A 13303-nucleotide genomic window follows, 5' to 3' on the forward strand; every position below is an offset into this window, starting at 1 on the left:
CGACATGGACTTCCGGATGCGCTACGACCGGTGGTATCGCCCGCTGGCGGCGCTTCTGGGCGCCGGGCCGAAGCGGACGACGATCCGGGTGGACCAGAGCGCGCTGCACGTCAAGCACGGCTGGATGTTTCGAATCGACGTACCGCTGAACGACATTCGGTCGGCTCGGACGATACCCGGGCGGCCGCTGGCCTGGGGGATCCACCCGACCGGAGACGCCTGGATGGTCAACGGCTCGCGGGACGGGATCGTCGAACTGAAGTTCTCGCGTCCGGTGACGTCGAAGGCCGTGCAGCTGATGAGTTCGAGCTGGGGCGAAGTCCGCTGCCTCTACCTCAGCCTCGAGGATCCGGCGGGCTTCGTCGCCGCGGTGAGGTCTGCGCCCTGACGTGGGCGCCATCCTCCTGTCACGACCCGACGGTCACCTTCTCGGCCAGCGCGGCCAGCTTGGCGTCGAGTTGCTCTGCCGCCCTGAGCAGTTCGGCATTCGGCTCGACCACCATCAGCGATGACGGCTTGACGTAGGTCAGGCTGCTGCCGGTTCCCTCGTCGGTCAGCAGCAACTCGACCGGGGCGAACAGGCCCGCGCTCACGTCGTGGCGCAGCATCGTGATCGCGATCAGCGGGTTGCCGACGATCACGCGCATCACCTTGCGCTCGATGCCCGCCTTGGCGATCCACGCCCCGTGGTCCAGCAGCGCGAACAGCATGAATCCGCTTGGACCGACGTAGGATTCGACCCGCTGCCGGTACGAGTCCCAGTCACCGGTGTCCGTTGCGATGTCGTGGATCGGCACCGGCTTGTCGCCGATGTCGGCCAGCAGGGCGTCGAGCAATTGCGCGTAGGCCTTGGGGCTGTCGTAACGGACCCGCACTCCTTGAAATCCCGTTTCCTGCGTCATGCTGATCCCCTACAGCCGCTCGATGATGGTGGCGTTGGCCATGCCGCCGCCCTCGCACATGGTCTGCAGGCCGTACCGCCCGCCGCGCTGCTCGAGCGCGTTGACGAGTGTGGTCATGATGCGGGCACCGCTGGCGCCCAGCGGGTGGCCGATCGCGATGGCACCGCCGTTGACGTTGGTCTTGGCCAGGTCGGCGCCGGTGTCATGGGCCCAGGCGAGCACCACGGGCGCGAACGCCTCGTTCACCTCGAACAGGTCGATGTCGGCCAGCGTGAGGCCGGCCCGGCGCAGTACCTTCTCGGTGGCCGGGATGACGCCGGTCAGCATGTAGAGCGGATCCGAGCCCACCACTGTGGTGGTGTGGATCCGGGCCAGCGGGCGCAGCCCGAGCCTCGCGGCGACCTCGCTGGTGGTGATCAGGACCGCGGCGCTGCCGTCGGAAAGCGGCGACGAGTTGCCCGGCGTGATCGACCAGTTGATCTGCGGGAAGCGCTCTTTCATGGCGTCGCTGTAGAAGGCTGGCTGCAACCCGGCGAGCGTCTCGACGGTGGTGCCGGGCCGGACGATCTCGTCGACGGCGAGCCCCGCGATCGGGATGAGCTCGTTGTCGAAGAGTCCGTCCTTGGTGGCGCGGGCGGCCTTGTCGTGGCTACCGGCGGAGAACTCGTCGAGCTGCGCGCGCGAGAAACCCCACTTGGCCGCGATCAGCTCGGCGCTGATGCCCTGCGGCACCAGGCCGTCAGGGTAGCGGCGCGTCATGTCCTCGCCGAACGGGTTGCTGCCGGGGAGCACCGAACTGCCCATCGGGACGCGCCCCATGGACTCGACCCCGCCGGCGACGACGAGGTCATAGGCCCCGGCGATCACGCCCTGGGCGGCGAAGCTGATGGCCTGCTGGCTGCTGCCGCACTGCCGGTCGATGGTGACGCCCGGAACCGACTCCGGGAAGCCCGCCCCCAACAAGGAATTACGCGCGATGTTGACGGCCTGGTCGCCGGCCTGGGTGACGGCCCCGGCGATCACGTCGTCGATCTGCGCCGCGTCGACACCCGTCCGCGCCACCAGTTCGCGCAGGCTGTGCGCCAGCAGGTCCGCGGGCAGCACATCGTGCAGCGCGCCGCTGGCCTTCCCCTTGCCGATGGGCGTTCGAACGGCTCCGACGATGACGGCGTCCCGACCTTGAACCATGGCTCCTCCTTGAGTCCCGTGAGGCTAAGTCGCCTGTGCTATACCCAGGTAAACACCTAGGTATGCTGAATGCAACCCAGGCCGGGAGGTGATCTACATGACATTCCTGCAAGGACCGCTGGCGCACCGTGACGAATGGTCGGCGGTCGGCGAGTGCGCGATCGAAAAGACCATGGCGGTCGTCGGCACGAAATCCGCGATGCTGATCATGCGCGAGGCCTACTACGGCACCACGCGCTTCGACGATTTCGCGCGCCGCGTCGGCATCACCAAGGCCGCCACGTCGGCGCGGCTGGCCGAACTCGTGGACCTGGGCCTGCTGCGCCGCCAGCCCTACCGGGAGCCCGGGCGGCGCAGCCGCGACGAGTACGTGCTTACCGAGGCCGGTGTCGACTTCATGCCGGTGGTGTGGTCGATGTTCGAATGGGGCCGTCGGCACCTGCCCGGCCGCCACCGGCTGCGGCTGACGCACCTCGGTTGCGGCGCCGATGCCGAGGTCCAGATGCGGTGCACCGAGGGCCATCTGGTGCCACCCGACGAGCTCGGCATGCGGATGGCCGGGTCGGGCTGAGCGCGAGCGTGCGCAAAGGTACGCCTCAACCGGCGCGTCGGCGTGCAAACACGCACGCTCGCCGGGGGTCGAGGCGCGGTCACGGCTCGGCGGAGCGCAGCGCCGCCAGCAGCCGGCGGGCCGCGGCGACGCGGCGCTCGGCTGGCCCGGACAGCGCGTCCAGCGCGCATTCGGGGTCTGCGGGCGGGCCCAGGTGTCCGCAGCCGCGCGGGCAGTCCTGGATCGTCTCGGCCAGATCCGAGAAGGCCATCAGCACGTCGTCGGGCCGGATGTGCGCCAGCCCGAACGAGCGGATGCCCGGGGTGTCGATGACCCATCCCGAGCCGGCCAGCGGCAGGGCCAGCGACTGCGTCGACGTGTGGCGGCCTCTGCCGATGTCGGTCACCTCGCCCACCGCCCGGGCCGCCTCTGGCACCAGGCGATTCACCAGGGTCGACTTGCCCACCCCGGAATGGCCCAGCAACACGGTGATCTTGCCGACCAGCAGGTCGGCCACCGCTAGCAGCGGATCGTCGCGGCCCGCAACCACCACCGTCAGGTCCAGGTCGATGAACTGCTCGGCGAACGGGCCGGGTGGGGCGAGGTCCGTCTTGGTCAGGCAGAGGATGGGCTCGAGACCGCCGGCGTAGGCGGCGATCAGCGCCCGGTCGACGAGGCCGGTGCGGGGCGGCGGGTCCGCCAGCGCCACCACGATCAGCAACTGGTCGGCGTTGGCCACCACCACCCGTTCGGTCGGGTCGGTGTCATCGGCGGTGCGCCGCAACACCGTTCGCCGCTCACCGCGCCGCACGATGCGGGCCAGGGTGTCGGGCCGTCCGGAAAGATCACCGACCAGGTCGACGTCGTCGCCGACGACGATGGGGGTGCGGCCCAGCTCGCGGGCCCGCATCGCGGTGACGCGGTGATCGGGCTTGCCGCCGAGCACGCAGCCCCAGCGGCCGCGGTCGACACTGACCACCATGGCGGGTTCGGCGTCGGCGTGGCCGGGACGGGTCTTGGTTCGCGGGCGCGAACCCCGCCCGGAGCGGATCCTGACGTCGGACTCGTCGTAGTCGTCAGGCCTCAAACGGTGGCCCCCGGATCGCCCAGCATGTCCGCCCACAGCCGCGGAAACTCCGGTAGCGTCTTGCTGGTGGCGCCGATGTCGTCGACCTGGACGCCGGCCACCCGCAGGCCGACGATCGCGCCGGCCATCGCCATCCGGTGATCGGCGTACGCGCGCCAGGTGCCGGGCCGCAGCGGCGTCGCGGTGATCACCAGCCCGTCGGGCGTCTCGGCGCAGTCGCCGCCCAGCCGGTTGATCTCGGTCCGCAGCGCGGCCAGCCGGTCGGTCTCGTGGCCACGCAGATGGGCGATCCCGGACAGCCGCGACACCGATCCCGGGCTCGCCAGCGCGGCAAGCGCCGCCACCGACGGGGTCAACTCGCCGACGGCGCGTAGGTCGACGTCAAACCCGTCATAGCCGGCGGAGCCGGTCACCTCCAGGTATGAATCACCCTGTGCGACAATCGCATTCAGCTTTCCCAGGACGTCCAGGATGTGATCGGCGGGTTGCACGCTGGCCGTCGGCCAGCCGGTGATGCGGACCGTACCGCCGGTGACCACGGCGGCGGCCAGGAACGGAACGGCGTTGGTCAGGTCGGGTTCGACGTCCCAGTGCCGGGCCGCGACCGAGCCGGCGCGTACCCGCCACCGGTTGGGCGCCGAGTCGTCGACGTCCACGCCGGCCTGCCGCAGCATCGCCACCGTCATCGCGATGTGCGGCGCCGACGGCAGCTCCGCGCCGGTGTGCTGCACGGTCAGGCCCTCGGTGAACGACGGCGCGCACAGCAGAAGTCCCGACACGAACTGCGACGACGCCGAGGCGTCGATCGCCACGGTGCCCCCGGCGACCGAACCGCCGCCGTGCACCCGGAACGGCAGCCCGTCGCCGTCGATCCGGACGCCGAGACCGCGCAGCGCGTCGAGCAGCGGTGCGATCGGCCGCGCCCGGGCCTGCTCGTCGCCGTCGAACTCGACCACCGCGTCGGCCAGCGCCGCCAGCGGGGGAACGAAGCGCAGCACCGTGCCGGCCAGGCCGCAGTCCACCCGGGCGCCGGGCCCCGGCTCGATACGGCCGCCGACCGTCAACTCCGGCCCGGTCCCGTCGACGCGCAGCCCGAGGGCGCGCAGCGCCGCGATCATCAAATCGGTGTCGCGGCTGCGCAGCGCCCCGCTGATGGTCGACGTGCCTCCGCCCGCCGCCGCGAGCGCGGCCAGCACCAGCGTTCGATTCGTCTGCGACTTCGAGCCCGGGACCGTCACGGTCGCATGCACGGGTGCGGTGGCGCGCGGGGCGGCCCAGGGTTCGGTGCTCACGCGCCTTATCCTGCCGTGTCGGCGAGTGCCATGGGTATTCGGCACGATGGAAGCCATGTGCGGACGTTTTGCGGTCACCACCGATCCGGCCCTGCTGGCCCAGAAGATCAAGGCGATCGACGAGGCCACCGGGACGACGCCGAACACCGGCGCCCCGAATTACAACGTGGCCCCGACCACGAGCATCGCGACCGTGGTCAGCAGGCACGCCGAGCCCGACGACGAGCCGACGCGGCGGGTGCGACTGATGCGCTGGGGGCTCGTCCCGCCGTGGGCGAAGGCCGGCGCCGACGGGGCGCCCGAGGTCAAAGGCCCGATGCTGATCAACGCGCGCGCCGACAAGGTCACCACCTCGCCGGCCTTCCGGTCCAGCGCGAAGTCCAAGCGGTGCCTGATCCCCATGGACGGCTACTACGAGTGGCGCGTGAACGACGCGGACGCGGGTAAGAAGTCGCGCAAGACGCCCTTCTTCATGTACCGCGAGGACGGGGAGCCGCTGTTGATGGCGGGCCTGTGGTCGGTGTGGCGGCCGACGAAGGAGGGGCAGCCGCTGCTCAGTTGCACGATCATCACCACCGACGCGCCGGGCGAGCTCGCCGACATCCACGACCGGATGCCGCTGGTGGTGCCCGAGAGCGAATGGGACCGCTGGCTCGACCCGGACGCGCCGGTCGACGAGGGGCTGCTGGCCGGCACCCCCGACGTGCGCGGCATCGGCATGCGCGAGGTGTCGACGCTGGTCAACAACGTGCGCAACAACGGCCCGGAGCTGATCGAGCCGGCCGTGCCACAGCCCGAGCAGGCTCGCCTGCTGTAGGGCGGTTACAGCACGGCCACGTCGATGATGGGGTGCGCCGAGACGCTCGGGCCGGCGCCCAGCGCGCCAATGAGGTCGCGGGTGACGGCGCCGGGGAAGTTCAGCGCCGCGTTGCCGACCCCGTCGACCCCGTTGCGGATCGAGCTCGCGATGGCGGTGGGATCCCCGGTGAACAGCGACTGCCAACTGCTGTAGGCCGCGAACTGCGGCGCCATGACCAGGTCGCGCACGTCGACGAACAGCTGGGTGGGCAAGGACGCCGGCGCGACGGGCACCCCGTCCCAGCTGACCAGGTTCCAGCCGTCCTGTGGGTCGCCCTGCACCACGACGACGCCGGTGTTGGACAGCGGGTGGGTGAGCATCAGCAGGAGGTCGGGGTTCTTGACGTTCATCAGCGTGCCGACCTCGATCGCGAACTCGCTGGAGAAAGCGACGTCGGTGATGTGGCCGGTCTGCGCGACCACCGGGTTGGCCATCGCGGTCGAGTACATCGTCTGCAGCGCGTTGGTGAAGCCCTGGTCGAACACCACGCCGTTGAACTGGACGGATCCCGGCGTCAGCATCGGCACCAGCGGGAATCCGAGCGTCCACGCCAGCGGGGCCGGGATGTACAGGAGGCCCGCGGGGATCTCCGGGAAGCTGCTGAAGATGCCGGCGTCGATCTCGTTGAGGCCGGGCAGGGCCGGCACGGTCAGCATGCCGGCCAGCGGCGCGGCGGTCTCCTGGGCACGGAGCAGCTGCGACGAGAAGATTCCGGCGAACGGTCCCTGCGCCCCGAGAGCGGCGGCGATGGCCTGCGCCTGCTGCTCGCCCAGCGCGGTGAGCCCCGTCCCGGGCACCGCGGTGTCGATGAAGCCCAACGCATTGCCGAACGACTGCCCGTGCCGCACGAAGTCGATGACGATCTGGGTGGCGCGAGGCGCCGTCCCGATCGCGCCGTCGCCGATCAGGTCACGCCCCAGCAGCACATCGGTGGGAGCGTTGATGAGCGGGTCGAGCACCCGGCCCAGCGGGCTGCCGACCCAGGCTTCGCCGACGGCGCGGAGCGGATCGCTGGCGAACGACTGCAGCCCCGTGGCGATGCTCGCCTCCGCGGCTGTATAGGCGCCCGCGGCCGCGCTCAGGTTCTGCACGAACTGCTCGTAATACGTAGCAGCCTGCGCCGCCGCCGCTTGATACTGCTGGGCGTGCGTGCCGAACACCGCCGCGATCGCCGCCGACACCTCGTCGGCGCCCGCCGTCGCCAGCTCGGTCGTCGGGATGAGCGCGGCCATGTTGCCGGCCCTGACGGTCGCACCGATGTGCGCCGCATCGGACGCCGCCGTCTCCAGCAATTCCGGCGCCACGTTCACGAAAGACATTGCCCCACCCCCGCGGCTAAGACCTCCGGCCATCCCGGTTTTTCGGAGTTCGTCCGAATCGGTGACCATTGGTGGCAGCCACACAGTAGGCCAATGCGCGTTCTTGCGAGGGCTTTTTGGGCAGGGAATCGGCGGTGCGGCCATAACGTGCGTGGGTGACCGGCTCGTCCGCCCGCACGTTCGTCGACATCCGCGCCCGACCCGTCGCCCTCATCGGGGCGGGCACGCTGGGACGACGGATCGCGCTCATGTTCGCCAGCCGCGGTGGAGCGGTCCGGATCTTCGCGCGGCGCGCCGGACAGCTGGCCGCGGCGAGCCGCCACGTGACTGAATCCCTGCCAAATTTGTTGCAGTTCAGGGAACTCGGCGAAATCGGTAGCGTGATCGAGACCAGCTCGGTCGGAGGCGCTGGACGTGCCTGGCTCGCAATCAAATCCGTGACCGAGAGGCTGGACGTCAAGGTTCCGCTCTGGGGCGAGATCGACCGGGGCCGCCCGGCGCAGCTCGTCGTCATTCCCGTCGCGGCTGCTGGCCGAGAACGTCGCGACAAACGGCGGTTGTGCGGTGAACGGCGCGCTCGCGAGCGGGAACGCCCTAGCCGTACACCGTCTGCCGGGTGGCCCCGAGCCGACGGGGGACGTCGGCGAGGCGTAAGGCCGATCCCTGTTCGGCGACCACTTCGTCGACCGCGTCGAGGATTCGGGCGATTGCCTCCTCGTCCGACGCGGGTGTCAAACCCGCCCAGCCGCGACTACGCATTCGGGGTCACCAGCATGTCGACGTCGAACTCGATCTCGAGTGTTGTCGGGCCGGTCAGTCCCAGCAATGATTTCCTGGGGGCCGGACCGACGCGACGGGGTGCCAGGAGGCGTCGGGTGAGGATGGTGAGCGCTTCGGCCAGTTCCCGGCGGGCGAGGTTTGCCCCCAGGCAGTAGTGCGCGCCGCCGCCGAAGGTCAGGATGGCGGGCGCGTCCTCGCGGGCGATGTCGAACCGATCAGCGTCGTCATAGATCGCCGGATCACGGTTGGCCGCAAAGGTGTTCACGAGCACGAGGGTCCCGGCCGGGAATGTGTAACCGGCGAATTCGACTTCTTTTGCCGTAGCCCGTGGCACGATAGAAACCGCCGGTGAGTGGCGCATGCTCTCCTCGACCGCGCGCATCGCCAGCTCCGGTTGATCGGCCAACTTCGCCCATTGATCCGGATGCTCGCAAAGCACCTGCACCGACGCGACCAGTTGGTTTCGCGTCGTGTCCGTTCCCGCCATCAGGAAACCGCCCACCAGCATGCGGAGTTCGTCGAGATTGAGCCGGTCACCGTCGCTTTCGGCGCGGATGAGCTCAGAGAGCAGATCATCGGTGAGGTTGTCGCGGCGGACCGCGACCATGCCGTCGACGTACGCGTCCAGCTCGCTCCACGCGCGCATGACCGCGGCCTCATCGAAGGTGACTTCCGGATGAAGATTGAGGGCCTTGAAGACTTCGTCGGTCCAATCCGCGAACAGCTGCCAGTCCTGGCGAGGCACACCAAGCAGCGCGCAAATGATCGGGGTGGGGTACGGCCGCGCGATGTCGGTCACGACGTCGCAACGCCGGGCGTCGATCACTTGATCGATCAGCCCGTTCACCACCTCGTGGATGGTGTCTGAAAGACGTGCTGTCGCGCGAGGAGTGAAGGCTTTAGAAACCAGTTTGCGCAACCGAGTATGCGGCGGGCCGTCGAGGCCCACGAGGCTGCTCGTCAGCTTGTCGTACAACGGACCTGAGGTGACGCCCTGCGCCGCCAACGTGATGCCGGGTGGCATAGCGAACCTGTTGTCGCGCAGCATATCCCGAGCCAGTTCGTAGGACAGGATTTCCGGGCCGAGGGGCCCGATGGCGATGGGCGCGCATGATTGCGCCTCGCGGATATCGGCCAGGATGTCGCTCGGGGTGGCGGTGGGGCTGTAGTTCAGCGTGGGGAGGCCGGCGTCGAAGACGCTGGGAGCCGTGCTGTTCGCGTTCATCGATGTTTTGACTTCCCGTCGGGCGTCGGCAGAGTGCGGCGGTTACGGACAATTCCGCGGCAACCGTACCATCGCCTCAGAGCCTCAATGACGGACCTGTTCTGACCACGGACGTTGGTAACGGCGTTAGCTGTCTCAAACACCTTGACAGCTAACGCTTACCCGGCCGAGCGGGAAGAAGGTCAACGATCAAACCCTCTCTGGCAGGGTTGGGCGCGACAGCAGAGCTTGGAAACATCTGACCAGGTTTGAGGGCAAGTAGGGATTGGAACGAACGGTGACCGCGACTTTGGCTGAAACCAGGACGGATGGCGCCGATGATGGAGGGGTGGATAGCGATTCGACCGAGGGTCCAGCGGGTCGTCCCCGGCGGCGCAGCTTCACCCCGGGGTACAGGGCGGCGGTTGTGGCGGCAAAGACCGCGACAAGGTCGAGATCGAACGGCTACGCAAGCGGGCCGAACGCGCCGAGGCCGAGCTCGAACGCACCAGGGCTGCACCGGATCTGGCGGTAAAAGCACAAGCACTCTTGGAGACGCTCTCCGAGAGCACCAGCACGCGGCCCAAGTCGAAGAAGTGATCGAGGCGGCCGAGCACACGCAGATCCTGGCCGTGTTGTGCGAGCCGCGCTTCGCCGACAAGGCGGTCGCACAGGTGTGGGCCGAGCTGCTCGACGAGGGCGTCTACCTAACTTAGGCTCGCAGTCCACGCTGTATCGGAGATCCTGCGCACACAACATGACCCGGGAGCGGCGGCGGGTGGCCACACACCCGCCGCGGATCAAACCCGAGCTCGTGGCCCACCAACCCAACGACGTGTGGTCCTGCGACATCACCAAGCTGGCTGGGCCGCTGCGCGGACAGTCCTACCAGCTCTACGTGATGCTGGACATCTTCAGCCGCTACCCCGTCGGCTGGCGCGTCGAACACCGCGAGGACGCCGACATCGCGCAGGCATGGATGGCCGAGCTAGGCGCGGAGGTCCGCGGTGCTCGCGCCGGTCAGCCGGATCAGCTCCCTCGGCGCGAGCCCGACGTCCCAACCGCGTCGGCCGGCGCTGCAGTACATCCGCTCCCAGGCGAGCGCCGACGAGTCGACAACGGTCGGCAGCGCCCTGCGCTGCCCCAGCGGCGACATGGCGCCGACGACGTAGCCGGTGGACCGCTCGGCGGCCGCGGGGTCGGCCATGTCGGCTTTCGCGACCCCCAGCCCGGCCGCGGCCGCCTTCAGCGAGAGCCGTGCGGGCACCGGCAACACCGCCACGGCCAGGCCATTCGGCACCGCCAGCACCAGGGTCTTGAAGATCTGTTCGGCGGCGATGCCGTGCTCGGTCAGCGCCTGGACAGCCTCGGCGCCGAACGAGCGCTCGCGGGGGTTGTGCCCGAACTTGACGACGTCGTGCGGCACACCGGCTTTCGCCAACGCGACTAGCGCGGGTGTGGCGGCACGAGGCACGGCGGTTGCCCGGCTAGGGGCCGGTGTACCCCGGCGGGTTGACGCCGTCGACCCAGAAGTCGACGCCCAGTTCCCCGCCCGGTACGCAGTTGTAGGCGGACAGGTCCTCGACGCCGGATTCCAGCAGGACGTCCTCGCACAACAGCATGTTTCCGGTGTACTCCCGGGAGGGCTTGTTGAGGACCACGTAGGCGGCGTCGGAGTACACCTCGGGCTTGCGGGCGCGCCCCATCGCCTCGTCGCCGCCCAGCAGGTTCTGCACCGCGGCGGTCGCGACCAGCGTGCGCGGCCACAGGGTGTTCGATGCGATGCCGTCCGCGCGCATCTCCTCGGCGATGCCCAGGGCGCACAGCGTCATGCCGAACTTCGCCATCATGTAGGCGGTCGGCTTCAACCACTTGCTTTCCAGCAGCACGGGCGGCGACAGCGTCAGGATGTGCGGGTTCTCCCGTCCCTTCAGGTGCGGGATGCACGCCTGCGACACGGCATACGTGCCGCGCACCTGAATGCCGTTCATCAGGTCGAACCGCTTCATCGGCACGTCGGTGATGGACCCCAGGTTGATCGCCGACGCGTTGTTCACGCAGATGTCGATGCCGCCGAACTGTTCGACGGTCTTGGCCACCGCAGACTCGACCGACTCCGGGTCGCGGACGTCCCCGACGATCGGCAGGGCCTGGCCACCCGCCTCCTCCAGCTCCTTGGCGGCGGTGTAGACGGTGCCCGGCAGCTTCGGGTGTGGCTCGGCGGTCTTCGCGATCAGGGCGACGTTGGCGCCATCTTGCGCGGCCCGTTTGGCGATCGCGAGGCCAATGCCGCGGCTGGCTCCGGAGATGAACATGGTCTTGCCTTGCAATGACATGGCGTCACCCTAACGCCCGCCGGACCGGCGCGGATCGGGCCCTGGAAATAGCGCGTCGGCCGCCACTGTTGACGGAATTGGTTTCTGATGCAGATGAGGTGGCAAGCCCGGGCAGACACTGTCAGGGGCTGCCTCTAGATTGGGAGGAGCAGTCTGGTGTCAACGGCGACGGCCCTACGGGGCGGCTCGATGAACGCCGAGCAGCTGGCCTGCCTCCTTGCGAGTCCGGCGGCGGTCGCATTGCCGTCCGGAGACACCGCAGCAGAAGGGACCGGGTTAATCGATATGGCCGAGTCTGAACATGGCCCTGATCCTGACCAAGACGGCGCGTCAGGGGCGGAAATCGTCGAGCCGGTGGAGACGGACGCCGAACTGATGGCGCGCTTCGAGCGCGACGCGATCCCCCTGCTCGACCAGCTCTACGGCGGCGCTCTGCGCATGACGCGCAATCCCGCCGACGCCGAAGACCTGCTGCAGGAGACCATGGTGAAGGCCTACGCGGGTTTTCGCTCGTTCCGGGCCGGCACCAACCTCAAGGCGTGGCTCTACCGGATCCTGACCAACACCTACATCAACAGCTACCGCAAAAGGCAGCGCCAGCCCTCGGAGTACCCGACCGAGGAGATCACCGACTGGCAGCTGGCGTCCAACGCCGAGCATTCCTCCACTGGCCTGCGCTCCGCCGAGGTCGAGGCGCTGGAAGCGCTGCCTGACACGGAGATCAAAGAAGCGCTGCAGGCTTTGCCGGAGGAATTCCGGATGGCCGTCTACTACGCCGATGTCGAGGGTTTCCCGTACAAGGAGATCGCCGAGATCATGGATACGCCGATCGGGACGGTAATGTCGCGGCTGCACCGCGGCAGGCGTCAGCTACGTGGCCTGCTGGCCGACGTCGCCAAGGAACGGGGCTTCACCCGCGGTCAGCAGGCGCACGAGGAGGTGTCGTCATGAGCGAGTTCGCGGACCCGACCGAGCGGTGCCCCAACGACCACTCCCACGGCGGCGTCGGCTGTGCCGAGGTGATTGCCGAGGTATGGACGCTGCTCGACGGCGAATGCACCCCCGAATCACGGGAGAGGCTGCGTCAGCACCTCGAGGCCTGCCCAGGGTGCTTCAAGCACTATGGGATCGAGGAGCGGATCAAGGCGTTGATCGCCACGAAATGTCGTGGTGAGCGGGCCCCCGAGGGGCTCAAGGAGCGGCTGCGGCTGGAGATTCGGCGGACCACCATCGTCCGCGGTCTGGATTAGGGCCGGCGGCCCGGGCTAGCTGTTGGGGCGCTTCCCGTGGTTGGCCTTGCTGTGCTTGCGGTCACGCTTCTTGCGGCCACGCTTGGCCATGGTGAAAACCTCCGTTGATCGTTCGTGGAATCGGGCGATGACGCCCGTTGGCTTGCTGCCATTGTCTCATGTGAGATGCCCCGCTTCGCCAATGGCCCGCGCGCCGCGAGCCCGAACCGACACTGTGGTTCGATATACATGAGCTTGACCGATCAGCAGCCAGCCTGCGCAGATGGCCGAAACGGGGTGAAGATGGCGGAAGATGTTCGGGCCGAGATCGTGGCTAGCGTGCTCGAAGTCGTAGTCAACGAGGGCGACCAGATCGGCAAGGGCGACATTGTGGTGCTGCTGGAGTCCATGAAGATGGAGATTCCCGTCCTGGCCGAAATCGACGGAACGGTCAGTAAGGTCAGCGTGTCCGTCGGCGATGTCATCCAGGCGGGCGACCTGATCGCCGTCATCTCCTAGCGGTTGAACAGCCGCAGCGCCGGGAAAACGACTCGGGA

Annotated in this window: 15 protein-coding genes and 3 pseudogenes; 8 read left to right on the plus strand and 10 right to left on the minus strand. The window is 68.7% G+C overall.

Translation table 11 applies throughout. The features are described 5' to 3' along the window. The first annotated feature begins 4 nt into the window (after window positions 1-4). Window positions 5-388, plus strand: coding sequence for a hypothetical protein (locus SKC42_RS20870; protein ID WP_330966179.1), 384 nt, complete (start codon window positions 5-7; stop codon window positions 386-388). Window positions 389-407: 19 nt separating this feature from the next. On the opposite strand, the gene SKC42_RS20875 is transcribed toward SKC42_RS20870, so the two are convergent. Both SKC42_RS20875 and SKC42_RS20880 read right to left on the minus strand, forming a co-directional pair. After that, complete coding sequence (locus SKC42_RS20875) at window positions 408-902, minus strand: DUF302 domain-containing protein (RefSeq protein ID WP_442932207.1); 495 nt, start codon at window positions 900-902, stop codon at window positions 408-410. Window positions 903-911: 9 nt separating this feature from the next. Continuing rightward, on the minus strand, window positions 912-2090 hold the full coding sequence (locus SKC42_RS20880; RefSeq protein WP_330966180.1) for a thiolase family protein: 1179 nt from the start codon (window positions 2088-2090) through the stop codon (window positions 912-914). Between the two features lie 97 nt (window positions 2091-2187). Between SKC42_RS20880 and SKC42_RS20885 the strand changes: the two genes are divergently transcribed. Then, the gene (locus tag SKC42_RS20885) at window positions 2188-2661 is read left to right on the plus strand and encodes a winged helix-turn-helix transcriptional regulator (RefSeq protein WP_330966181.1); all 474 of its coding nucleotides are present in this window, start codon (window positions 2188-2190) and stop codon (window positions 2659-2661) included. Between the two features lie 79 nt (window positions 2662-2740). On the opposite strand, the gene rsgA is transcribed toward SKC42_RS20885, so the two are convergent. Beyond that, window positions 2741-3727, minus strand: coding sequence for a ribosome small subunit-dependent GTPase A (gene rsgA / locus SKC42_RS20890; protein ID WP_330966182.1), 987 nt, complete (start codon window positions 3725-3727; stop codon window positions 2741-2743). Then, window positions 3724-5019, minus strand: coding sequence for a 3-phosphoshikimate 1-carboxyvinyltransferase (aroA, locus tag SKC42_RS20895; RefSeq protein ID WP_330966183.1), 1296 nt, complete (start codon window positions 5017-5019; stop codon window positions 3724-3726). The genes rsgA and aroA overlap by 4 nt, the downstream gene beginning before the upstream one ends. Window positions 5020-5074: 55 nt before the next feature. Between aroA and SKC42_RS20900 the strand changes: the two genes are divergently transcribed. Then, window positions 5075-5836: an SOS response-associated peptidase gene (locus SKC42_RS20900; protein ID WP_330966184.1), complete on the plus strand. Its 762-nt coding sequence runs from the start codon at window positions 5075-5077 to the stop codon at window positions 5834-5836. A 5-nt stretch (window positions 5837-5841) separates the two neighbouring features. Here SKC42_RS20900 and SKC42_RS20905 read toward each other — a convergent pair whose 3' ends face one another. Beyond that, complete coding sequence (locus SKC42_RS20905; protein WP_330966185.1) at window positions 5842-7197, minus strand: PE domain-containing protein; 1356 nt, start codon at window positions 7195-7197, stop codon at window positions 5842-5844. 155 nt (window positions 7198-7352) lie between these two features. Here SKC42_RS20905 and SKC42_RS20910 point away from each other — a divergent pair. Then, window positions 7353-7760, plus strand: a pseudogene (locus SKC42_RS20910) (3-hydroxyacyl-CoA dehydrogenase NAD-binding domain-containing protein); the annotation flags it as partial. 37 nt (window positions 7761-7797) lie between these two features. Here the strand turns inward: SKC42_RS20910 and SKC42_RS20915 are convergent. Together SKC42_RS20915 and SKC42_RS20920 are read right to left on the minus strand one after the other, a co-directional pair. Next, window positions 7798-7956: pseudogene (locus tag SKC42_RS20915) on the minus strand (TetR family transcriptional regulator); the annotation flags it as partial. Further along, window positions 7949-9202, minus strand: coding sequence for a cytochrome P450 (locus SKC42_RS20920; RefSeq protein ID WP_330966186.1), 1254 nt, complete (start codon window positions 9200-9202; stop codon window positions 7949-7951). The pseudogene SKC42_RS20915 and the gene SKC42_RS20920, both read right to left, overlap by 8 nt. Window positions 9203-9938: 736 nt before the next feature. Here SKC42_RS20920 and SKC42_RS20925 point away from each other — a divergent pair. Next, window positions 9939-10160, plus strand: a pseudogene (locus tag SKC42_RS20925) (integrase catalytic domain-containing protein); the annotation flags it as partial. 9 nt (window positions 10161-10169) lie between these two features. Here SKC42_RS20925 and SKC42_RS20930 read toward each other — a convergent pair. Beyond that, on the minus strand, window positions 10170-10655 hold the full coding sequence (locus SKC42_RS20930) for an aminoacyl-tRNA deacylase (protein WP_330966187.1): 486 nt from the start codon (window positions 10653-10655) through the stop codon (window positions 10170-10172). Window positions 10656-10668: 13 nt separating this feature from the next. Next, window positions 10669-11517, minus strand: a complete 849-nt coding sequence (locus SKC42_RS20935; protein ID WP_330966188.1) for an SDR family oxidoreductase — start codon at window positions 11515-11517, stop codon at window positions 10669-10671. Between the two features lie 189 nt (window positions 11518-11706). Between SKC42_RS20935 and SKC42_RS20940 the strand changes: the two genes are divergently transcribed. Both SKC42_RS20940 and rsrA read left to right on the plus strand, forming a co-directional pair. Continuing rightward, window positions 11707-12468 (plus strand): sigma-70 family RNA polymerase sigma factor, encoded by a 762-nt coding sequence (locus SKC42_RS20940; protein ID WP_442932208.1) that lies wholly within the window; start codon window positions 11707-11709, stop codon window positions 12466-12468. After that, window positions 12465-12767 carry a mycothiol system anti-sigma-R factor gene (gene rsrA, locus SKC42_RS20945; protein WP_330966189.1) on the plus strand — a complete coding sequence of 101 codons (303 nt, stop codon included), beginning with the start codon at window positions 12465-12467 and terminating at the stop codon, window positions 12765-12767. The genes SKC42_RS20940 and rsrA overlap by 4 nt, the downstream gene beginning before the upstream one ends. A gap of 15 nt (window positions 12768-12782) precedes the next feature. Here rsrA and SKC42_RS27810 read toward each other — a convergent pair whose 3' ends face one another. Continuing rightward, complete coding sequence (locus SKC42_RS27810; protein WP_085976515.1) at window positions 12783-12857, minus strand: 50S ribosomal protein bL37; 75 nt, start codon at window positions 12855-12857, stop codon at window positions 12783-12785. A gap of 192 nt (window positions 12858-13049) precedes the next feature. Here SKC42_RS27810 and SKC42_RS20950 point away from each other — a divergent pair, with 192 nt between their 5' ends. After that, window positions 13050-13265, plus strand: a complete 216-nt coding sequence (locus tag SKC42_RS20950; RefSeq protein WP_108921016.1) for a biotin/lipoyl-binding carrier protein — start codon at window positions 13050-13052, stop codon at window positions 13263-13265. The last annotated feature ends 38 nt before the right edge of the window (window positions 13266-13303 follow it).

Origin of the sequence: Mycobacterium sp. 050134 (assembly GCF_036409085.1) — a bacterium.
In the GTDB taxonomy this organism is placed as follows: Bacteria; Actinomycetota; Actinomycetes; order Mycobacteriales; family Mycobacteriaceae; genus Mycobacterium.